General features: G+C 30.8%; 22 protein-coding genes. 11 read left to right on the top strand and 11 right to left on the bottom strand.

Annotated elements, in window-relative coordinates; translation table 11 throughout:
- Window positions 1-12 precede the first annotated feature (12 nt).
- Both JOP69_RS03145 and JOP69_RS03140 read right to left on the bottom strand, forming a co-directional pair.
- On the bottom strand, window positions 13-1,380 hold the full coding sequence (locus JOP69_RS03145) for an NAD-dependent succinate-semialdehyde dehydrogenase (RefSeq protein ID WP_203395068.1): 1,368 nt from the start codon (window positions 1,378-1,380) through the stop codon (window positions 13-15).
- 4 nt (window positions 1,381-1,384) lie between these two features.
- Window positions 1,385-3,043 (bottom strand): acetolactate synthase large subunit, encoded by a 1,659-nt coding sequence (locus tag JOP69_RS03140; RefSeq protein WP_203395067.1) that lies wholly within the window; start codon window positions 3,041-3,043, stop codon window positions 1,385-1,387.
- 233 nt (window positions 3,044-3,276) lie between these two features.
- On the opposite strand from JOP69_RS03140, the gene JOP69_RS03135 reads away from it, so the two are divergent.
- Entirely contained in the window at window positions 3,277-4,173 is an 897-nt protein-coding gene (locus JOP69_RS03135) for an AraC family transcriptional regulator (protein WP_203395066.1), read from the top strand.
- 119 nt (window positions 4,174-4,292) lie between these two features.
- On the opposite strand, the gene JOP69_RS18715 is transcribed toward JOP69_RS03135, so the two are convergent.
- From JOP69_RS18715 to JOP69_RS03110, 6 genes are all read right to left on the bottom strand, one after another.
- Window positions 4,293-4,427 carry a hypothetical protein gene (locus tag JOP69_RS18715; RefSeq protein WP_284041390.1) on the bottom strand — a complete coding sequence of 45 codons (135 nt, stop codon included), beginning with the start codon at window positions 4,425-4,427 and terminating at the stop codon, window positions 4,293-4,295.
- A gap of 210 nt (window positions 4,428-4,637) precedes the next feature.
- A complete protein-coding gene (locus JOP69_RS03130) occupies window positions 4,638-5,045 on the bottom strand; it encodes a hypothetical protein (RefSeq protein ID WP_203395064.1) in 408 nt (135 codons plus the stop codon).
- A gap of 23 nt (window positions 5,046-5,068) precedes the next feature.
- Window positions 5,069-5,377, bottom strand: a complete 309-nt coding sequence (locus JOP69_RS03125; protein ID WP_203395063.1) for a hypothetical protein — start codon at window positions 5,375-5,377, stop codon at window positions 5,069-5,071.
- 69 nt (window positions 5,378-5,446) lie between these two features.
- Window positions 5,447-6,850, bottom strand: coding sequence for a YgcG family protein (locus tag JOP69_RS03120; RefSeq protein ID WP_203395062.1), 1,404 nt, complete (start codon window positions 6,848-6,850; stop codon window positions 5,447-5,449).
- An 85-nt stretch (window positions 6,851-6,935) separates the two neighbouring features.
- Complete coding sequence (locus JOP69_RS03115) at window positions 6,936-9,428, bottom strand: ABC transporter permease (protein ID WP_203395087.1); 2,493 nt, start codon at window positions 9,426-9,428, stop codon at window positions 6,936-6,938.
- Window positions 9,429-9,472: 44 nt separating this feature from the next.
- Window positions 9,473-10,162, bottom strand: coding sequence for an ABC transporter ATP-binding protein (locus JOP69_RS03110; protein WP_203395061.1), 690 nt, complete (start codon window positions 10,160-10,162; stop codon window positions 9,473-9,475).
- A 36-nt stretch (window positions 10,163-10,198) separates the two neighbouring features.
- Between JOP69_RS03110 and JOP69_RS03105 the strand changes: the two genes are divergently transcribed.
- From JOP69_RS03105 to pepT, 3 genes are read left to right on the top strand one after another with little or no spacing between them, the layout of a single operon-like run.
- On the top strand, window positions 10,199-10,933 hold the full coding sequence (locus JOP69_RS03105; protein WP_252191175.1) for an arylesterase: 735 nt from the start codon (window positions 10,199-10,201) through the stop codon (window positions 10,931-10,933).
- 42 nt (window positions 10,934-10,975) lie between these two features.
- Window positions 10,976-11,533 carry a hypothetical protein gene (locus tag JOP69_RS03100; protein WP_203395059.1) on the top strand — a complete coding sequence of 186 codons (558 nt, stop codon included), beginning with the start codon at window positions 10,976-10,978 and terminating at the stop codon, window positions 11,531-11,533.
- Window position 11,534: 1 nt separating this feature from the next.
- Window positions 11,535-12,776: a peptidase T gene (gene pepT, locus JOP69_RS03095; protein ID WP_203395058.1), complete on the top strand. Its 1,242-nt coding sequence runs from the start codon at window positions 11,535-11,537 to the stop codon at window positions 12,774-12,776.
- A 152-nt stretch (window positions 12,777-12,928) separates the two neighbouring features.
- Here the strand turns inward: pepT and JOP69_RS03090 are convergent, their stop codons facing one another.
- Window positions 12,929-13,468: a 1-acyl-sn-glycerol-3-phosphate acyltransferase gene (locus tag JOP69_RS03090; RefSeq protein ID WP_203395057.1), complete on the bottom strand. Its 540-nt coding sequence runs from the start codon at window positions 13,466-13,468 to the stop codon at window positions 12,929-12,931.
- Window positions 13,469-13,557: 89 nt separating this feature from the next.
- Here JOP69_RS03090 and rmuC point away from each other — a divergent pair, with 89 nt between their 5' ends.
- From rmuC to JOP69_RS03070, 4 genes are all read left to right on the top strand, one after another.
- Window positions 13,558-14,904, top strand: a complete 1,347-nt coding sequence (gene rmuC / locus JOP69_RS03085) for a DNA recombination protein RmuC (RefSeq protein ID WP_203395086.1) — start codon at window positions 13,558-13,560, stop codon at window positions 14,902-14,904.
- A gap of 92 nt (window positions 14,905-14,996) precedes the next feature.
- Window positions 14,997-15,203: a hypothetical protein gene (locus JOP69_RS03080; RefSeq protein ID WP_203395056.1), complete on the top strand. Its 207-nt coding sequence runs from the start codon at window positions 14,997-14,999 to the stop codon at window positions 15,201-15,203.
- Window positions 15,204-15,316: 113 nt separating this feature from the next.
- Window positions 15,317-15,502, top strand: coding sequence for a CsbD family protein (locus tag JOP69_RS03075; protein ID WP_203395055.1), 186 nt, complete (start codon window positions 15,317-15,319; stop codon window positions 15,500-15,502).
- A gap of 115 nt (window positions 15,503-15,617) precedes the next feature.
- Complete coding sequence (locus JOP69_RS03070) at window positions 15,618-16,814, top strand: IS256 family transposase (RefSeq protein WP_215602623.1); 1,197 nt, start codon at window positions 15,618-15,620, stop codon at window positions 16,812-16,814.
- A gap of 138 nt (window positions 16,815-16,952) precedes the next feature.
- On the opposite strand, the gene glyA is transcribed toward JOP69_RS03070, so the two are convergent.
- On the bottom strand, window positions 16,953-18,227 hold the full coding sequence (glyA, locus tag JOP69_RS03065) for a serine hydroxymethyltransferase (protein ID WP_203392908.1): 1,275 nt from the start codon (window positions 18,225-18,227) through the stop codon (window positions 16,953-16,955).
- A 199-nt stretch (window positions 18,228-18,426) separates the two neighbouring features.
- On the opposite strand from glyA, the gene fahA reads away from it, so the two are divergent.
- The 3 genes from fahA (at window position 18,427) to JOP69_RS03050 (ending at window position 22,594) form a co-directional block, all read left to right on the top strand.
- The gene (fahA, locus tag JOP69_RS03060; RefSeq protein ID WP_203392909.1) at window positions 18,427-19,704 is read left to right on the top strand and encodes a fumarylacetoacetase; all 1,278 of its coding nucleotides are present in this window, start codon (window positions 18,427-18,429) and stop codon (window positions 19,702-19,704) included.
- Window positions 19,705-19,891: 187 nt separating this feature from the next.
- A complete protein-coding gene (locus JOP69_RS03055) occupies window positions 19,892-21,283 on the top strand; it encodes a hypothetical protein (protein WP_203392910.1) in 1,392 nt (463 codons plus the stop codon).
- A gap of 120 nt (window positions 21,284-21,403) precedes the next feature.
- A complete protein-coding gene (locus tag JOP69_RS03050; RefSeq protein ID WP_203392911.1) occupies window positions 21,404-22,594 on the top strand; it encodes a TlpA disulfide reductase family protein in 1,191 nt (396 codons plus the stop codon).
- 46 nt (window positions 22,595-22,640) lie between these two features.
- Here the strand turns inward: JOP69_RS03050 and JOP69_RS03045 are convergent, their stop codons facing one another.
- The gene (locus JOP69_RS03045) at window positions 22,641-22,967 is read right to left on the bottom strand and encodes a hypothetical protein (RefSeq protein ID WP_203392912.1); all 327 of its coding nucleotides are present in this window, start codon (window positions 22,965-22,967) and stop codon (window positions 22,641-22,643) included.
- Between the last annotated feature and the right edge of the window lie 8 nt (window positions 22,968-22,975).

Here is a 22,975-nt window from a genome sequence, read left to right as displayed (position 1 = left end):
AATATTATAACTTTAATCAATCCAAATAGATTTTGTGTTTACAAATTCTCTAATTCCGTAGCCAGAAAGCTCTCTACCGTAACCACTATTTTTTATTCCTCCAAAAGGTAATCTTGGGTCGGATGCCACTAATTTATTTACAAAACTACTTCCAGCTTCTAATTGTAAAGCCACTTTTTCTCCTCTTTCAGGATTACTCGTAATCACTCCTGAACCTAATCCGAATTGAGAATTATTAGCTAATGCTATTGCCTCTTGTTCATCTTTTGCTTTAATTACAGAAGCAACAGGTCCGAATAATTCGTTGTCAAAACCTTCCATTCCTGGTTTTAAATCTGCTAAAATAGTAGCAGGATAATAAGCACCTATTCTATCTGGAATAACACCTCCCAAAACTAATTTACCTCCTTGAGCTATTGTTTTTTGAACCTGCTCGTGCAATTCATCTCTAAGATCTTTTCTTGCCATTGGTCCGTAATAAGAAGTTTCGTCTGTAGGTTCTCCCATTTTTGCAGCTTTCATTTTCTTTATATAAGACGCTAAGAATTCATCATAAATAGCTTCCAACACCACAAAACGTTTTGCGGCAATACAAGTTTGACCGTTATTTTGTAAACGCCCTAAAGTAGCTAAATCTGTAGCTTTATCAATATCAGCATCATCTAAAATAACATAAGCATCACTTCCGCCTAACTCCATAACGCTTTTCTTTAAATTCTGACCAGCAATGGAAGCTACAGAACGACCAGCAGGATCGCTTCCTGTTAGTGTAACAGCCACAATATGTTTATCTTCTATAACATCTTTTACATATTTAGCGCTTAGGTTTAAATTTGTAAAAGCACCTTCTGGGAAACCTGCTTTTCTAAAAGCATCTTCAATTGCGAATGCACAACCCTGAACATTAGAAGCGTGCTTTAAAACCCCCGTATTTCCAGCCATTAAAGCTGGTGCAGCAAAACGAATGACTTGATAAAATGGGAAGTTCCATGGCATAACAGCCAAAACAACCCCAATTGGTTGAAACGTAACGTAACTTTTTGATGCTTCCGTTTTAACGGTTTCATTGGCTAATAAATCTTTGGTATTATCAGCATAGTAACGACAAATCCAAGCACATTTTTCAATTTCCTTTCTAGACTGACCAATGGTTTTACCCATTTCTCTCGTAGCTAATTGCGCGTACTCCTCTTTACTTTTATCTAAAACATCTGCTAATTTGTGCATTAATTTAGCACGGTTAACCATTGGTTCTTTTTTCCAAATTTGGAAAGCATTATTAGCAGTTGCAATTTTATCTTTTGCTGTTTCTACTGATATTCTATTGTACTCAGCAACTTTTTCATCTGTTGCAGGATTTATAATTATTGTAGTATCCATAATTTTATTTTTTAGTGTTTTCTGAATATTCTTTTAACAGAACATTTAATATTTTATGATTTAAAGAGTAATCTACAGGAAGTTCTATAACTTGAATTCCTTTAGCATTTAATGCTGTTTGTAATATGTTTTTAAAATCGTCTACAGAGGTTGGTCTATATCCTTTTGCGCCATAACTTTCGGCATATTTTACAAAATCTGGATTCCCATAATCTAGACCATATTTTGTAAATCCGTCGCCTTCTTGTTTCCATTCTATCATTCCATAAGCGTCATCTCTAAGGATAATAACTACCAAATCTAATTGTAAACGCGTTGCAGTTTCGAGTTCTTGCGAATTCATCATAAAACCACCATCACCATTTACAGAGATTACTTTTTTATTTGGAAACAATTCTTTTACCATTATTGCTGACGATAAACCAGCTCCCATAGTTGCCAAAGCATTGTCTAACAATAAACTATTTTGTTGATAAGCAGGATAATTTCTTGCAAACCATATTTTATAAACGCCATTATCCAACGTAACAACTCCATCTTTTGGTAAAATATCTCGTGTTATTTTAACCATACGTTGTGGTAAAATAGGAAAACGATCATCGTTCTCATATTTAGCTAAATGAGACGATACATTTTCTTTAATACTCATAAAGCAATCTGTATCCCAACTATTTGCATTCGATTTTAATTGCTCTGTAAAAGATTCAATGCTATACGCTATATCGCCAATAACGTTTAAATGCGGAAAGTAAACTTCATCAATTTCAGCAGGAAAAAAGTTAACATGAATTACTTTTCGTTTATCCGAAGGATGCATAAAAAATGGTGGTTTTTCTATGGTGTCATGCCCTACGTTTATAATTAAATCTGCTTTATTAATAGCTTCATGTAAAAAATCGTTCGCTGATAAAGCGGCAGTACCAAGGTATAGCAGGTTTTCTTCATTAATAATTCCTTTTCCCATTTGCGTATTAAAAAAAGGAATACCAATAGTATCAACAAATTTGGTTAATGCTACACTTGCTCGTTTTCTATTTGCTCCTGCTCCTATTAAAATTAAAGGTTGTTTGGCTTCTTTAATTAAAGAAACTGCCTGATTAACTACCTCTGAATTCACATTCGGGATTTTAGAATCTACAACATCAAAAATAGTAGGATTGTCTACTTCTTCTTTGGCAATATCTTCTGGTAATTCTATATGTACCGCACCTGGTCTTTCTTCTTGCGCAAGCCTAAAAGCTTCGCGAACCATAGAGGGAATATGTGCGCCATGGGTTACTTGTTTTGTAAACTTGGTTAATGGTCGCATCATTTCTACAACATCAATAATTTGAAACTTCCCTTGCTTACTTGTTTTAATTGGTTTTTGACCCGTAATAACAACCATAGGCATTGCACCCAATTGTGCATATGCAGTTGGCGTCACTAAATTTGTAGCGCCAGGACCTAATGTAGATAAACAAACACCTGGTTTACCTGTAAGTCGTCCATAAGTTGCAGCCATAAAACCAGCTCCTTGCTCGTGCCTTGTTAAAACAAATTTTATTTTTTTTGATTGTCTTAAAGATTCTAAAAAATCTAAATTTTCTTCACCCGGAAGTCCAAAAATGTACTCTACACCTTCATTTTCTAATGCTTTAATAAATAAGTCTGTTGTTTTCATTTTGTGGATTTATGTTTGGTTTTACAATCCCTTTTAAAGTCTTTAATTCACTTTTAAACCTATTGCACTTTTTCGTCGTTCTAAGAATGTTCAAAAATAATAATACAGTTACACTTTTTTAAGGTACGAAAAATGGATAATTATGTACTTTTAAAGGTTTGAAAGACAAAATTAAAGCTTAGCAAGTCTTTTTTACCTAAATTCGCCTTAAAGTTTTATTAAAACAGACCAAAATGCAAGTATTAGAAGCCTATAAACCATTTGAAATACAAGAAATAGAATTAACAGATTGGAAACAACGCCCTGTTAAAAACAACTTTTTTGAATTGGTTTTAATAAAAAATGGCGAAGGAACGCAGTGTATAAATTACAATGATTATGCCTACGAAAAGAACAGTATGTTTTTATTACCTCCTTTAAAATGTCATTCTTTTACTATTGAAAAACCTACCAAATTTGTGTTTTTAAAGTTTACAGATTCGTTTTTTAAAAATGGTAATAGAATAAATATTGATAGAAATGAATGGTTTAAAGAAGCGTCTTATATACTATCTAACTACAACCAATTACCGGGAGATATTATAAAAAATGATATTGATAGAAATCATTTAGAAAGCTTAATTAATATGATATTACAAGAATCTAGAAGTTATGGAAATGACTCAATCAATCTTGTAACTAGTCTTATGACAAGTGTTTTGGAAATCTTAATACGTAATATTAAGAAAAGTAATTATTTTGAATTTCCTAAAAACACATCCGACGACAGAATAACAAAAATGCTAATCTATATTAATGAAAATATTGATAAAACCGAATTACTTAAGGTTGAAAATTTAGCGGCTGTTTTTATGATGTCTGCAACTTATGTAAGCGAGTTTTTTAAAAAACAAGTCAATATGCCATTACGCGAATACATTATTAAGGCAAAATTGAAATTAGTTGAAATTCGACTTTTAAATTCTGATTTTACACTTACACAAATTGCAGACGAATTAGGTTTTACAGACGTAAGTCATTTATCTAAAACTTTTAAACGTTATGCAGGAACTTCTTTACGTGAGTTTAAAAATAACGGTGAGTATATGTTATTAAAACGTGCGAGTTGTTCTTCTAATATTCGTGCTTAATAGTTTGTAAACTACAAATTCCATTTTATCAGCTAACAAAATGTAATTTATAAAGTAATTTATTATTTTTTCCTTTTAGTTATTAAGTACAAGCAATAATACCTTAAAGAAAAACTAGCTTATTTCTTTTGTAACAACAAGGTTTTAATTTCATTTAATGCGGTTTCCATTTCTTGTTGTTTTATTTTTAATGCTTTATTTTCAGATTTTAATAGCTCAATTTCTGTAGATTGTTCTTGTATTGCTTTAACCATTGGCGCCACATTTGCTCCCACTGCAGTATTTTCATTTGCAGTCTTATTAGAATAAAGTGCATTAGTACCAATAGCAGTATTGTAATCACCACTAGTATTAAAAGTTAAAGATTCAGACCCACTAGCTGTGTTGTGAGTTCCTGTTGTGTTATCTAACAGTGCATAATAACCATTAGCAGTATTATTAGCTCCTGTTGTGTTTTTGGTAAGCTACTGTATACCTATTGCTGTATTATTTCCTCCTGTAGTATTGTGATTTAAGGTTAACGAACCAACTCCTGTATTACCTGAGCCAGAAGTATTATTAACTAAAGCACTAGAACCAATTGCTGTGTTAGAACCTGCAGTATTTGCAATAAGTGTATTAAAACCTACTGCTGTATCACTTGTTCCATCTAGATTATCCCTTAAAGCGTTTTGTCCTATAGCTATATTTTCTCTTCCGGTTACATTAGAAGACATAGCGTTTACACCAATAGTAACATTATCCGTACCTGTTGCACTAAGTGGTAAGCTATTAACACCAAATGAAGTATTATTAGAATTTAGCACACCTGCCTGTATATTGTTTTGTTTAAAAACCAAATCTTGGTTATCTGTTGTACCAATAAAATTCACGGTATCATCTGTTCCTGTATTACCTAAAATGCTCCAAGCATTATCAACTGTTTTTGACGTTGATAATTTTGACCATTCTGTTCCATTCCAATAATAGTAACCTGCGTTACGTCTGCCACAGTAGCGGTGTTAAAAATTAGCAAACTTGTTAATGGAGATGTAATTGTAGTAATATCTAATGTTGATGTTAAGTTGATTCTTGGTACTAATACTCCTTTATCAATACTTGTAACATCCAAAATAGCCGAAGGATCTAGTGTTGTTGTGTTAATTCCTACTTGAGAAAAAGAATTTAGGGTACAAAAAAATAATATAAAAGATAAGTGTTTCATAAATTTTATTTAAAACCATGCAAGATAAAAATAATCGAAATATTTGCACCCTTTTTATGATGTAAATGATTACCAGCTAACACCTGCTCCACCACCACCAGAACTACCTCCACCAAAGCTTGATGACGAACTTGAAGAAGAAGATCCTGAATATGATGATGATGATGATGATGATGACGATGATGAAGTGCTTCTCACTTTTTTAGCAAGAATTATTTTCTTTTCATCTTGATAATTACAATTTCTACATTCATAATAATCAATTCTTTCTCCTTCAGAGGCATAAGTGGCGGACTTTGTTAATTTCGATGATTTTTTTCCGAAGGTTTTATAACCACATTTTACACAATCACTGTATTTTCGGCTATTAACCCCTTCATATTCTAAAATTAAAATATCACTTTCGTCATCAGTTACCCAAACATCGTAGCGTATTGATTTGAGATTTTCTTCTAAAATTTGAGCAGCTTCCAAAAATTTATTTTCTCTCCATTCATCTTTAAGCGTTAACAGCTTACCATTTACTTTACTATATCGAGGAGCTGTTCGATATTCTTGCAGACGTTTTTTTACCTTTTTTGAAATAAAAAATAAAGGAAATGGTAACAAAACGATAAGACATCCTAATTTTAATTCGTCCAATCGATTATACTTGTCGTAAAAATCGTCTTTAGATATTTGAGTTTGATATAATACACCTTCATACCAAAACAGCATGAACACGCAAATAATAGTATACACCAATAATAAATAATGATACCATTTGTAACTATGGTCTTGTTGATGAACAATACTACTGCCATAAACCTCTTGAATAACTGCCGGATTATCTAAAATATCTTGTATTCTAACCACAGCATTAATAATGCCTTTACCATAATTTCCTTTTTTAAAATTAGGTACAATTTCGTTTACACCAATGCGATAACAAAGAGCATCCGTTAAAATTGGTTCTAAACCATAACCAACTTCAAACTCTGTTCTACGTTGGTCCATTACTGTTAAAATTAGCAATCCGTTGTCTGCATCTGCTTTACCAATACCCCATAATTTAAAAAGATCTACTGCAAATTGTTTAGTAATTTCTTGGCCTATACCTGGAAGCATCACCACTGCAACTTCTACAGACGATTTTTGTTCTAAATCAAATAACAATTTATTTATTCGGTTTTCGGAAGAAGCATCTATCAAATCATTTGGATCGGATACATACCCAATAATTCCTTGACCTCTTGGACTAGGAACTTCTTTAATAGAATAATTTTGCTGATTGCTATTATAAACTGGTGCTTTAAAAATTGGGTAAATAGTTTCAGGCTCTTCAACAGTTTCTTGGAATGAAAGATCTATAGATGAAGCGTCTTCAACTTGTATTACATGAACTGTAGTTTCTAAAATATTTTGACTTACACTCCTTATTGATGTGGAAAAACAGCCTAAAAAAAGACTAAATAGTAATATTTTTTTAATCATTTTAAAAATGATTTTAGTCTATTTAAAAAACTCAATTTCATACTCATTATAATTTATTTTACTTGGGTAAACATACTAAAGATTCTTAATTTTCTTTCCTCAAAACCTCCAATGGTGGACTTCTTAAAACTGATTTTAAATTACTCAAACCAATCAATACTACTAAAAATGTAATTCCTGGTAGAAAAACTAAAAACGGAATTGCAGATGGTATAAAAGGTTCTTTAAATATAAAAGTAGCTAATAATTGACTTCCTATTAAAGACAATAAAATACCCGTTAAACTTCCTAAAACACCTAAATAGACATATTCTAAAGCGGTTATTTGTAGAATTTGTTTGCTTTTTGCTCCTAAAGTTCTTAACAATACACTTTCTTTAATTCGTTGATATTTGCTATTTCTAACCGAACCTATCAAAACAATAATACCCGTTAAAATGCTAAAAAATGCCATAAAATTAATAATCCAAGATATTTTACCTAAAATATCTTCTACTAGCGTAAAAACCTGACGTAAATCTAAAATAGTAACATTCGGAAATTCTTTTACCAATGTTCTTTGTAATTCCGCAGAACCTTCTTTATTTGGGACATGTGTGGTCATTACGTTAAATTGAGGTGCGTTTTCTAGAACTCCCGTTGGAAATAAAATCATAAAATTGACTTTCATGCTACTCCAATCTACTTTTCTGATGCTTCCAATTACTGTTTCCATCAACACACCTTGAATATTAAAAGTTACAGCATCTCCAACTTTTAAGTTGGCATCTTTGGCAAGATTATCTGCAATAGAAATTAGAACAGGTGTTCCATTCGTTGTTTTTCCTGTCCACTCCCCTTCTACAATCTCTTCTGTTTCTGCCAGTGCTTCTCTGTATGTAACTCTAAATTCTCTATTTAAAATCCATTTTTTCATGGAAACTGTTGTGTCTTTACGAATCTCATTTACTGTTTTACCATGAATGCTTTGCATACGCATGGTAATAATTGGTATGTTATCAATTACTTCTAATCCTTTACTTTTAAAAGTTTCTAATATTGCTGTTTCTTGCTGATTTTGAACGTCCATTAAAATGATATTGGCATCACTTTTTTTGCTCTCAATAGACGTTTTTACTAGTAAAATATCTTTGGTGAAATACAACGTGCTTATTAAGAAAGTTCCCAATCCAATAGCTAAAACCAGCACCATTGTCTGGTTATTAGGTCTAAACAAATTCAATAAACTTTGACGCTTTGTATATCCCCAAGAACTTGGGAAGAATTTTTTAATCAATTTGATGAAAAGATTAGCAACACCAGCCATAATTGCAAATGTGATAAAAATTCCTGCGGTAAAAATCAATCCGTTTACAGCATCTTTTAGCATCCAAAAAGAGAATAAAAAGATAAATGTTATAATTGCCAATACCACTGCAATTTGTGCTTTTTTAGGCTTTTGTAAATTATCTTCAGAACCTCTTAAAACTTCTAATGGAGATACATACCAAGTACCTAATAAGGGTAATAATGCAAATAAAACAGACATTAAAACGCCTAAGGTAACTCCCAATATTATGGGTTGTAAAGAAATAGTAATGGCTACATCAAAGGGTAAAAAATCTTGTAAAATATACGGAAAAGCATATTGTAAACCAATGCCAATAGCAGCTCCAATAATACCTCCAATCAATCCAATAGCAATAATTTGTATCAAATAAATTAAAAATGTTTGTTTTCTAGAAGCGCCTAAACATTTTAAAACTGCTACATTTTTTAGTTTTTCTTTGATATAAATATGTACAGAACTAGCAATACCAATACAGCCCAATAAAAGTGCTATAAAAGCTACTAAATTTAAAAACCGACTCACATTATCATACCGTTTTCCTAAGCGTTGGCTAGTACTTTTATGGGTGTCTAAATCTGCATTTTCTTTTTTAAGAATTGGATCTATTTTGTTCTCTAAAATGGACAAATCTATTGTTGGATCTTCAAAAAAGTACTGATACTCTTTTCTACTTCCTAATTGTAATAATTCAGTTTTTTCTAAAAAACGAAACGGAATTAAAACGGTTGGTGCTATAGAAGAAGAAATTGCTGTACTACCAGGAATCGCTTTTAAAGCACCAATAATAGGCAAAGTTATTTTTCCTAGTTTTATAGAATCTCCTGGATTTATATTATATTGCAACAGTAGCGTTGCATCTACCAAAGCGCCTCCTAATTCTTGATATTTTGTACCAGCATCTGTAGGTTCGGTTGATAAATCTCCGTAAAACGGAAAATCACCTTCCATAGCCCGAACTTTTACTAATTTTGTACCCTCATTCTTAGGAAAAGCAGCCATAGAAACAAAGTTGACTTCAGACGCTTTTGCTCCTAAAGAATCTATTATGGCTTGTACTTTTTTAGAAGGTTTTTGTTTGCTATCTATAATAAAATCGGCGCCCATTAAGGCTTTCGACTGTTGTTTTATATTTTGTTTTAAATTATCACTAAACAATTGAATGGAAACCACTGCCGCAATACCCAATATAATAGACGCCATAAAAAGCATTAACCTAGAAAGACTTGCTTTTCCGTCTCTCCAAGCCATTTTTAATAGCCATTGAAAATTGATTTTAGGATGCATATTGCTCATTAAATTCTGTTCGTTTTTTCGTTAGAAATAATCTTACCTCCTTTTAATCGTAGAATTTGCTGTGTTCTATTGGCTAAATCTAAATCGTGTGTAATAATGACTAAAGTGGTGCCTGCTTCTTTGTTTAATTCAAACAATAATTGAATGACCTTTTCTCCAGTTTCTTCATCTAAATTCCCTGTTGGTTCATCTGCAAATAAAATAGAAGGTCTGTTAGAAAAAGCACGTGCCAATGCTACTCGTTGCTGTTCTCCTCCAGATAATTGCGATGGATAATGGTGTAAGCGATCTGCCAAACCTACTTTCTCTAATAATGCCGTTCCAAATTTTGCTGCATTTTTTTCGCCTTGTAATTCCAAAGGAACAATCACATTTTCTAAAGCAGTTAAAGTGGGTAATAATTGAAAATTCTGAAAGATAAATCCTACTTCTTTGTTACGTAATGCTGCACGTTCATCTTCATTTAAATCTTGTAAAGGGGTTCCGCACAATTCAATAGCACCAGCAGTCGGATAGTCTAAACCGGCACACAAACCTAATAAAGTTGTTTTTCCACTTCCAGAAGGACCTACAATAGAAAAAACACTTCCTTTTTCTACTTCAAAAGAGATATTACTAATTACTGTTAATTTTTTAGAACCACTCGTATAAGTTTTCTCTAAATCATTAATCTTTAATATATTTGACATTACTTTTATTTAATTTTTTACTAAAAAATTCTGATGTTGAAAAATACTCAATTGCTTAAACATAATAACAATATTACTCAAAAGGTTTTCTTAAAATTTTGTTGTATCTCTTTACTGATATTTTTTATTTCTTGTAAACAGGATATTTCTAAAAAGGCAACAAATACAGAAACAACCACTTCTAAAACTGAGGTTACTAAAACTAACAAAGAGGAAGTAAAAACAATTGTATTCTTTGGAGATAGTTTAACAGCTGGTTTTGGCTTAGAGGATGTTAACGATGCTTTTCCTGGAATTATTCAACATAAAATAGACTCTTTACATCTGGGTTATAACATTGTAAATTCTGGAGTAAGCGGAGAAACTACATCGGGCGGTAAAAATAGAATTGATTGGGTACTGAATCAAAAACCAACCATTTTTATTTTAGAATTGGGTGCAAATGATGGTTTAAGAGGTGTACCGTTAAAGCAGTCTAAAGAAAATCTACAAGATATTATAGATGCCGTTAAAACAAAATATCCGGATACCATTATTGTGTTAGTAGGAATGCAAATTCCACCGAATATGGGACAAGATTACACTACCGAGTTTAAAAATATGTTTCCTGATTTGGCAAAAAAGAACGATTTGCATTTAGTTCCTTTTTTATTAGAAAATGTAGGTGGAATTTCAGCTTTAAATCAAAAAGATGGTATTCACCCAACAAAAGAAGGACATCAAATATTGGCTAAAAATGTGTTGACCGTTTTAGCACCAATACTTAAATAAAGTGAACCTGAAAAAGATCACTTTAAAACCTCTATATATTTTATGAAGAATTTTCTTTTAATTATAATCGCTTTACACCTATTTATTTCTTGTTCGCATCCATCTGAAATACGTAAAAATTTTAATTGTAAACCTTACAGTTTTAAAAATTTAGAAGAAGTAAAAGACGTTAAAAACTTGTTTTCCATTGAAATACCAAAAATATGGAAAACAAATTTATATTATGATGATTTACAATCTTCTATTTATACTGCAGATACTATAAAACAATTAACAGAATCTTTGCTTTTAGATGTTACATTTATCAATAAAAGTATTAATTTTGATACGTCTTTTAAACTGGAACAAGAGCAAGAAAATTTATCGAAGCGTCTTATCAAAATAAAATCTGAAGAGACTACTTTTCTAGAAAAACCTTCTTACTATACTGTTTCAAAAGGAAAAAAAGGAAAATTTGAATACCAAGTTTGCCATTTATTTATCAAAATAAACGAACAGAATTTTATACTTGCAAAAGCAGAAGTTTACGGAGGTTCTTTAGTAAATAACAGATTATGCAAGGCGTTTACACTTATCGAAAAAATTAAATACATTCAATAAAATGATTGAAAAACAACACATTATAGACCGATTTATAAAATATGTAACTATAGATACAGAATCAGACCCTAACAATCCTGCTTTTCCTAGTACAGAAAAACAATGGGATTTAGCCAATGTATTAGTAGAAGAACTAAAACAAATTGGTATGAAAGAGGTAGATTTAGATGCCAATTGTTACATTATGGCAACGTTGCCAAGTAATCTAGATTATGAAGTACCAACCATTGGTTTTGTTGCACATATTGATACAAGTCCAGATTTTTCTGGTAAAAATGTAAAACCTCAAATTGTAGAAAATTATCAAGGAAACAATATTATTTTAAATGCTGAAGAAAACATAGTGTTATCTCCAGATTATTTTGATGATTTATTACAATATAAAGGTCAGACAATTATAACAACTGATGGTACTACCCTTTTAGGTGCAGATGATAAAGCTGGTGTTACAGAAATTGTAACTGCTATGGAATATCTAATTCAGCATCCAGAAATTAAACATGGTAAAATTAGAATTTGCTTTACTCCTGATGAAGAAGTTGGTAAAGGAGCTCACATGTTTGATGTTGATAAATTTGGGGCAGAATGGGCATATACTATGGATGGAAGTCAGATTGGAGAATTAGAATATGAGAATTTTAATGCAGCAGGTGCAATAGTAACCATTACTGGTAAAATTGTACATCCAGGATACGCTAAGGGTAAAATGATAAATTCTATGCTAATTGCTAATGAATATATTACAGCACTTCCAACTAATGAGGTTCCTCAAAGAACAGAAGGTTATGAAGGTTTTTTCCATTTACATGATATCAATGGAAATGTAGAAAAAACTGTTTTAGAATATATTGTAAGAGATCACGATTTAGACTTATTTGAAAAGAGAAAAAGTTTAATGCAAAAAATTGCATTAGATTTTAACACAAAATACAATCAAGATTTAATTGAAGTAACTCTTAAAGATCAATACTTTAATATGAAAGAAAAAATTACTCCGGTAATGCATATTGTAGATATTGCAGAAGAAGTAATGAAAGATTTGAAAATCACGCCTTTAATTAAAGCTATTCGTGGAGGAACAGACGGTAGTCAACTATCTTACAAAGGATTGCCTTGTCCGAATATTTTTGCTGGTGGTCATAATTTTCATGGAAGATATGAGTATGTACCTGTAGAATCTATGATAAAAGCTACTGAGGTGGTTGTAGGAATAGCAGAAAAAGTTTCTGTAAAGTTTGCCTAAAAAAAAAAGGAGTCTTCAGTATCCTGAAGACTCCATATCATAGCATGATACTATTATTGTAAAATATTTCTTAATAATAAAGCCCCTAATCTCTATTAGAAATTATAAATTACAAGCAAATGTAATCTTTTTTATATTATCAACCAAAATAATTAAAATAATTCAGGATTTTTCCCTTTTACTCCTTTAAAAAAGGAGTGAAACACTTTAAAATCAGCCTCTTTACTATCTGTTGTATAATAAGGTTCAGAAATTTTTATCTTCTTATTTTTAAAGTCTAAAGTAGCCATAACAATAGGAACGGCTGCTCCTTTTGCTATATAATAGAATCCTGTTTTCCATTTATCTACTTTTTTTCTAGTTCCTTCTGGAGATATCCCTAATCTAAACTCTTCTTTACTATTAAATACATCAATAACGGCATCCACCATATTTGTACTTTTGGTTCTGTCTACAGGTGTGCCTCCTAAAACTTTAAAGAAAAAACCAAACGGGCCTTTAAAAAGTGATGCTTTCCCAATAAAATGAACCATCGTTCCAGAAGACATTCTAGATAAAATTGCTATTGGAAAATCTAACCAACTAGTATGTGGCGCAGCAATGACAACGTATTTTTTAGGCGATTTAGGAAAATCGTTTTCTAGTTTCCACCCTAAAATGGTAAATAATATAAACCTTGCTATTGTTTTCATAAATATATAGTCGCTATTTTAAAAAATGCTTTCAATGTATTTTATTATTGTCATTTAAAACGATAAATTTATGAACTTAAATTGATATGATGAACGAATTGACAATATACTTCTTAATTGCACTTATTTTTAGCCTTATAGGTTTTTTTATAGGTAAGATTTTAACCAAATTAAATTCAGAAAAAGAGAAAAGTGACGCCCAAAAAGAAAAATCGACTTTAGAGTTTGAAGTTTCTAAACTAAATGAGACTCTTAGAAATACAGAAATTACTATTGATGATTTACAAGGTGAATTAAGATACATTCAAAAAGAAAAAGAAAACTTAATTTCTGATAAAACACGTTTAGAGACAGAGTTTAAAAACGTTATAGAAAAGCTAGAAAACAACAAAATTGAAGTTGAAAAACTACAAGAAAAATTTACCAATAATTTTGAAGTATTGGCGAATAAAATATTAGAAGAAAAATCGAACAAATTCACCCAACAGAATCAAGAAAACTTAAAAATAATTTTAAACCCACTGCAAGAAAAAATAAAAGTTTTTGAAGACAAAGTAGATAAAACTCACAAAGAAAGTATCGATTATCATGCCGCTTTACGTCAGCAAATTTTAGGTTTAAAAGAGCTTAATCAACAAATGAGTAAAGAAACTATTAACTTAACAAAAGCCTTAAAAGGCGATAATAAAACACAAGGAAATTGGGGGGAACTAGTATTAGAAAGAGTTTTAGAAAAGTCTGGATTAGAGAAAGATAGAGAGTATTACGTGCAGCAAAGCTTTACCAATGAAGATGGTAAAAGAATACTACCAGATGTGGTGATTCATTTGCCAGATAATAAGAAAATGATTGTCGATTCTAAAGTTTCTTTAACGGCTTATGAGCAATTTGTAAATGAAGAAAATGAAACTTTAAAAGCTCAGTTTTTAAAAGAACATATAGCATCACTTCATAGACATGTAAATCAATTATCAGAAAAAAAATATGAAGATATTTATAAAATTGAATCTCCAGATTTTGTACTTCTTTTTATTCCTATAGAACCTGCTTTTGCCGTGGCCATTAATGCAGATAATCACTTATACAATAAAGCATTTGAAAAAAATATTGTTATTGTAACTCCTACTACTCTTTTGGCTACTTTAAGAACCATAGATTCTATGTGGAATAATGAAAAACAACAAAGAAATGCCTTAGAAATTGCAAGACAAGCAGGTGCTTTATATGATAAGTTTAATGGTTTATTAGGTGATTTAATAGGAATAGGAAAACGAATAGACGATAGTAAAAATGAATATTCAAATGCGATGAACAAGCTTTTTGAAGGAAGAGGAAACTTAATTACTTCAGTAGAAAAATTAAAAAAAATGGGTGCAAAAGCTAAAAAATCAATTCCAGAGAATATTATTAAACGCGCTAATGAGCTAGATGAATAGCAAATGCGTTATAATTTAACTGAATGTAGTTAAACTGAAATTATCTGTTTTTTTAATTTTGATGTAATTATTAATCTTAAAAACTAAAAAATATGTCAGTTATAAAGCATGAAAGAGATTTACATCCTTTAAAAGGAACCGTAAAAACAGATGAAAAAGATTCAGAAAGCAATAAAGATAGTATCGTTGCTAAGATTGATAAGAAAAAAGAGAACGATAAATTAAAAAACCAAATACAGAGTGCGACTGATAATGTAGATGAAATTGCTGGAAAAATTAAAAGTTCAGAAAAAAAATAACTTTTATCTAATGAGTCAAAATTTTTATAGATAGCATTCATAAGCAATTATAAATCTTTCTAAATTTACACTATTATTAACCAGTACTATTGAAGTACATAAATGAAATGAATATGAACTCGGATACAGCAAAAGGAAATTGGAAACAAATAAAAGGAGAATTTAAAGAAAAATTTGGTCGTATTACCAATGATGAGAGTACGGAAGCAGAAGGATCTTTTGATAAACTAATTGGAGAAATTCAAGAAAAATATGGCGAAACTCGTGAGGCCATCGAAAAAGAAGTAAAAAGTTGGTAAACAACTTTCGTTATATATTTAAAACTGGCACTGTCTCATAAAGTGTGTAAGTTTTAAAATCTCAGGTTAATTAATTAACTGAGATTTTTTTATTAATTTTAAATTTTACATACTTATGAAACCAGAAGACATTTTAAACGAAGATTTTTTAAAGCAATTTAAAAGCGGATCAGAACTTACTAATTTTTTAGAACAGCTTCATAAACGAGGCATAGAAAAGATCCTTGAGGGAGAATTAGATGCTCACCTAGATTATGATCGACATCAAAAAAGTAAATCAACTAATCTTCGAAATGGGTATACCAAAAAGAAACTAAAAACAACTTTAGGGGAGACAGAAATAAACGTTCCAAGAGACCGTGAAAGTTCTTTTAACCCAATGATTGTTAAAAAAAGAGAAAGTACTACAGAAGGTATAGAAAACATTATAATTTCCCTTTATGCAAAAGGGATGAGCAATAGTGATATAGAAGAACAAATACGAGAACTTTACGATTTTAACATCTCCACAAGTACTATATCAAGAATTACCGATAGTATCACCAATGATATTATAGCTTGGAAGAATAGACCTTTAGAAGCAACATATCTTATCGTTTGGATGGATGGAATCGTTTTTAAAGTTAGAGAAAACTCTAAAGTCATCAACAAAACCATTTACATTGCTGTAGGTTTGAGAACCGATGGTAAAAAAGAAGTACTTGGTTTATGGTTAGGGAAGAATGAATCTTCTGCTTTTTGGATGAGTGTTTTAACAGATATTAGAGCTAGAGGAACACAAGATATCTTAATCACAGCAACCGACAATTTAAACGGATTTACAGATACAATTAAAACTGTTTTCCCTAATTCTGTTACTCAAATATGTGTAGTGCATCAGATTAGAAACTCTTGTCGTTACGTTGTTTGGAAAGACAAAAAAGAGTTTACCAGAGACATGAAACAAATCTATACTGCACCTACAAAAGAAGCTGCAAAGGCATCCTTAAAAGATTTTAAAGATAAATGGGATTCTAAATATTCTTATGCGATTAAAAGTTGGGAAAATAACTGGGATGAACTTACCGTTTTCTTTGATTTCCCTATAGAAATAAGAACTATAATTTATACCACAAATCTTATAGAAAATCTCAACGGGAAAATTAGAAAATATACTAAAAACAAACTCTCGTTCCCAACCGATGAAGCTGTCATGAAATCTGTTTTTTTAGCACTGAGAGAAAGTACTAAAAAGTGGACAATGCCAATTAGAAATTGGGGAATTATACTTAATCAATTTTTAGCTATATTTGAAAACAGGATTAAACTATAAATAATTTAACCCTGAGTTTTTCAACTTACACAGATTTTAGGATAGTGTCTTAAAACTAAAAAAGCATCAAGAATTAACTTGATGCTTTTTTAGTCTCATATTTATTCACAAGAGTGAATATTTAAAACCACTGTGTGGTTACATTACAAATAATCTTCTTGCACTCATCATGTGAGCAACACGTGCACCAATTTTATGTAAAGCATCTTCATTTGCAGCATTTATAATAGCTTCATCAATAAAGTTAACAACAGCTTTCATATCATCTTCTTCTAAACCACGCGTAGTAATTGCAGCAGTTCCAATACGGATTCCTGAAGTTATAAACGGGCTTTTATCATCAAAAGGAACCATGTTTTTGTTTACCGTAATATCTGCTTTTCCTAATGCAATTTCTGCATCTTTACCAGAAATATTTTTATTACGTAAATCTATTAGCATACAGTGGTTATCTGTTCCGCCAGAGATAATATCATATCCTTTAGCAACAAATTCTTTTGCCATTTCTGCAGCATTTGCTTTTACTTGTAATTGGTATTCTAAAAACTCATCTGTTAAAGCCTCTCCAAAAGCTACCGCTTTAGCAGCAATAACATGCTCTAAAGGTCCACCTTGGTTTCCAGGGAAAACAGAAGAATTAATTAAAGTAGACATCTTTTTAAGATTTCCATTTTTTAAAGTTTCTCCAAAAGGATTGTCAAAATCTTTACCAATCATAATCATTCCACCTCTTGGTCCACGTAACGTTTTATGCGTTGTAGTAGTAACAATATGACAATGAGGAATTGGATCATTTAAAATTCCTTTAGCAATTAAACCCGCAGGGTGAGAAATATCTGCCATTAAAACAGCACCTACACTGTCTGCAACTTCTCTAAATTTCTTAAAATCGATATCTCTAGAATACGCAGAAGCACCAGCAATAATTAATTTAGGTTTATGTTCTTTAGCTTGTGCCGCTAAATGATTGTAATCTATAATTCCTGTTTCTTTTACAACTCCGTAAAAAACAGGATTGTATAATTTACCAGAAAAATTTACAGGAGAACCGTGTGTTAAATGTCCACCATGAGATAAATCGAAACCTAAAACAGTGTCTCCTGGTTTTAAACAAGCAGCATAAACAGCTGTATTTGCCTGAGAACCAGAGTGTGGTTGTACGTTTACATATTCTGCACCAAATAATTCTTTAGCTCTGTCTATAGCAATTTGCTCAATAACATCTACTACTTCACAACCTCCATAATATCTTTTACCAGGATATCCTTCAGCGTATTTATTGGTTAAAATAGAACCTTGAGCTCTCATAACATCATCACTTACAAAGTTTTCTGAAGCGATTAATTCTAATCCATTTAACTGTCTTTCTTTTTCTTCCTGAATAAGGTCAAAAATTTGGTTGTCTAATTGCATTGTTGTTGTTGTTTTAAAAGAAGCACCAAAAATAATAAAATCATATTTGTAAAAAACATGTTTTAACTATAATTTATCATTTTTTGCTATAATTATCTTATTAAGAAAAAAGTACTGTTAAAAATGTGTTTTTCATTGTTTTTTTATTCTTAAATGAAAAAAAAATATGTAGGTTTGGTGAAAAATAAATCTCATTATAATGATCATATCAGCAAATAATCCAAATAGAAAATCCTGGTTAAAGGTAGATAAAAATTCAGACTTTCCCATTCAGAACATCCCTTTTGGTGTTTTTATCACTAGAGATGATATTATAACGATTGGTAGTAGAATAGGTGATTTTGCGATAGATTTAGGGGCTTTTCATCAATTGGGTTACTTTAAAGGAATTCCGTTAACGGATGATATTTTTCTTCAAGATAACTTAAATGATTTTATTGCAGATGGTCGTAAAACATGGCGATTGGTTAGAAATAGAATTTCTGAAGTTTTTGATGTTACCAATGGTATTTTAAGAGATAATGCCAACCATAAAGATAAAATTATTTTTAGAATGGACGAAGTAGAAATGTTATTACCAGTTGCTGTTGGTGATTTTACAGATTTTTCTACAAGCAAAATGCATGCTACAAATATAGCTTCGTTATCGGATAATACAGACAATACTTTATCTGCAAATTGGACTCAAATGCCAGTTGGTTATCATTCTAGAAGTTCTTCTATCGTTCCTTCTGGAACAAAAATAAGAAGGCCATATGGACAAACAAAACCAGATGAAGGAAGTACTATTCCTAATTTTGGACCAACGGAATTATTAGATTTCGAATTAGAAATGGCATTTATAACTACGGATGCAAATGTTTTAGGTGATCGTATTCCTATTAAAGAAACCGAAGAGTATATTTTTGGTTTGGTACAATTAAACGATTGGTCTGCAAAAGATATTCAAGCATGGGAAAAAGTACCTTTTGGGCCATTTTTAGGAAAAAACTTTGCTTCAACAATTTCTCCTTGGATTGTAACTTTAGATGCATTAGAACCTTTTAGAGTAGAAAACACTAATAATACAGAAAAACCTTTAGCTTATTTAGAACAAAAAGAAAAAGGAAGTTACGATATTCATTTACAGGTGGGAATTAAACCAGAAAATGGTGAAGAAACGATTATTTCTAACTCTAATTTTAAGTATACCTATTGGACAATGGCACAACAATTAGCGCATCATACCGTTAATGGATGTCCGGTAGAATCTGGAGATTTAATGGGATCTGGTGCTATTTCTGGCCCAACAAAAGATAGTTATGGTTCTATGTTAGAATTAACTTGGAAAGGAGAAAATCCTATTACATTAAAAGATGGTACAGAACGTAAATTTATTAATGATAACGATACGGTAATTATGCGAGCTCATTGTAAAAATAATAAAGTTCGTATTGGTTTTGGAGAATGTGTTGGTAAAATATTACCTGCTAAATAATAAAGCATATTCAATTATTGATGTAAAAACAGTAATTAAATAATTTTATATAGAATATTGAAACCTCACATTTTGTGAGGTTTTTTTGTTTGGTTAAGGTAATTTTATATCAATGAAAGAATAATAACTGTTACTAAAAATTATTTTGTAACACTAAATTTGAATGTAAACTTAAAAGATACATTTCATGAACAAACTATGCTCCTTTTTTATAATATCTCTATTTTTAATTTCTTGTGAAAAGACGGAAGCTATTGAAGAAGTTCAAAAAGAAAATCCTATAGAAATTCCGGTAGAAGAAACACCAACTACAGTTATTAATACAGGTGATGTAACGGATATTTCTGTATATAACTCTAAACCTTATTTTCAGGATAATGCGGGTTATACAGGAAGTGATTTCATCAATTTACCGTCAGATCGTAATATAACTTTTGTTCATATTGACGGTAAAAGTGATACAGAAGAATTAGAAAAAATAATTGATGAATTAACGAGTAAAGGCGGAGGAAATATTACTATTAAAACGGGTAAATATGCTTTTAGAGATGTCTTATTAAAATCGAATGTGCATATTACTATAGAAAGCGGAACAGAAATTCGTTTGGAAAAACAAAACGAAGGTAAAAATGCTAAAAATGGTTGGAGATATTTCTTTTCTTTAAGCGGTAAAGAAGTTGGCAAACCTTTAGAAAATGTTACGATTATAGGTTTAGGATCTCCTACTACTCGTCCGAAATTAATTGTAGAAAAGTTTTATGAAACTTGGGGAAACACTTTTTGCAGAGCAATTTCTTTGGGCTACGTAAAAAATGCATTGATAGAAAATTTTTCTATCGTAGATGATTATACCTTAGGTGCTGCCATTGCTTTTAACCCAGTAGATATAAATGAGGATGGAGAAACGGCTCAAATAGCAGAAAATGTTACTATTGCAAATGTCTCTTTAACAAAAGGTTCTATAGGTTACGGATTGGTACAAACCAATGTTGGTAAGAATATATTACTAAAGAATTTATCGAGTCAAGGAGGAATGACTTGCAGAATAGAAGCACATACGGGTAGACAATATGATTTAGGTTTAGATAATATTGTTATTAAAAATGTAGCAAGTATTCACGGAAAAGCAGCTGTTTTATTGCAACCTCATTCAGTTCTTAACGGAAGGATTTTAGTGGATATGGCTAAATCTGAAGGAAGTAGCTGGACGCTCTTTATAAAAGAAGGTTTTGTAGGTAGTGATTCTAAAAGAAGAGCAAAAGGTAGCTTTGCTTCTACTTCAAAATTCACCAATATTAGTATGGTTTCTACGGATGATACTGCCACCCTATCTTATAAAAATTATTCTTTTATTCCTTCTAATTTAAAACCACTATATAAAGAACCTAATTTTGTATATATCCCCGAAGATTCTAATCATAAAATTGATAATGGAACTCCAGGAAAAGAGAGCCCGATTGTGGGGCCTTCTGTTGCAGTAATATACATTGATGCCAGTTATTCTTTACTTTTACCTGAAGAAAAAGATTTAATAATCTCTGGACAAACAGAAAATAGACTAAAAATTTTTAAGCGATAAATTATGCATATATAGCAACTATAAAGGAAGGATAGATGTTAAAAACACTTTTACAATTTCTGATATAAATCAGTAATAAAAAGACAGTTCATTAGTAACTTTGATTTTAATTTAAAAAAAATGAAAGCTAGTCTTTTAAAAAAATATATTAGTTTTATCTTACTCATTTTAATTTTAATAGCGTGCCAATCACCAGCACCTATATCTGGTAAAATTGAAGGTATTCTAAAAAAAGATCTAAAGATATATCTTATTCAACCTGAGAATTTAAAAGAAGTAGCGGCATCTTATTTCGGAAAAGTCATAGATTCTGCTGTTGTAAATTCTGATGGTAGTTTTAAATTTTACCATTTTCCAAAAAGTAAAGAGCCTATTTTGTTAGAATTAGCCTTACAACTACCCGATAAATATCCTACTTATTTACAAACTGAAAATACGGCTAAATCTAATTATATGCCAATTCTATGGCAATCTGGAAACACGATTAGAATTACCGCAAAAATAGATGAATTTCAAAAAAGTTTTTCCATTGAAAATCCTTCTAAAATTAATAAGACTTTCTTAGAATTAAGAGATATCAACCAGAAAGCCTACCAAACCTATTTAAAAGATAAAAATTGGGATGTGCACAAAGGAGATCAGTTATTACAAAAAGAACATGCTATTTTACAATATCAGCAAGAATTAATAAACTTTGCAGATAGCACGGAACTTCTTATGCCTGCACTCTTAGCTTTACGATGGGTAAGTCCAGTCTATAATTACGAACGTGTTCCGGAGTTTTTAGTAAATCAATGTAATAAGTGGAAAGAAAAAGCACCAAATCACCCTTGGGTAAAACAACTATGCGAGCAAAGCGAGTCTTCTAAATTACCTGTTTTATTGGGAGATAAATTTCCAAACATAAAATTGCCAATGATAACGAAAGACACTCTTAATATAGAGAAAGTTTTAGGAAATAAACTTACTATTATAGATTTATGGGCTTCGTGGTGCGCTCCTTGCAGAAAAGAAAATCGAGAATTTTTACTTCCTATTTATAAGGAATATCATAAACAAGGTTTGCAAATTATTGCTTATGGTTTAGAGTCTGATGAAGCTACATGGAAAGCTGCTATAAACCGTGATGGGGCAAATATTTGGTTGCATACATCTGAATTGCAAGGTGACAATGCGCTATTTTTAAAACAAATAAGAATTAGCACTATACCCGCAAACTTTATTTTAAACAATAAAGGCATCGTGATTGCCAAAAACATTCATGGTAATGCCATAAAAGATTGGGTTAAAAATTATATGAAAAATAATTAAGAAAAAAAGTAAGTACTAATGAATCTTATTAAATATCCGCTTTAGGCTATTCAATAATTTTTTTCAAAAAGATAAAAACATTTCGTTCTAAAATATCTACAGAACCATCAGCAAAAAAGACATTTTTTATATCTTTTAAAAGATTTTCTTTATCTTCAGTTGTGTACTTATTATCAGCTAAATAACTTTTAATTTTTTCCATAGCCTGATAATCATTATCGTGCACAATTTCTGTATGAATTCTATTAAATATAGCTTCATTTACTTTCGATAAAATATAGCTACTTTCAGATTCCGTTTCTATATAATTGCTCTGTGCGGCATACAATAATACGTAGGTCTGAAACTCTTCTTTTGTCCAATTGATGTTCATAATCTATT

Source organism: Polaribacter sp. Q13 (assembly GCF_016858305.2).
GTDB lineage: Bacteria > Bacteroidota > Bacteroidia > Flavobacteriales > Flavobacteriaceae > Polaribacter.
Note: the sequence above shows the minus strand (reverse complement) of the source record. Positions and strands in the feature narration are given on the sequence as shown.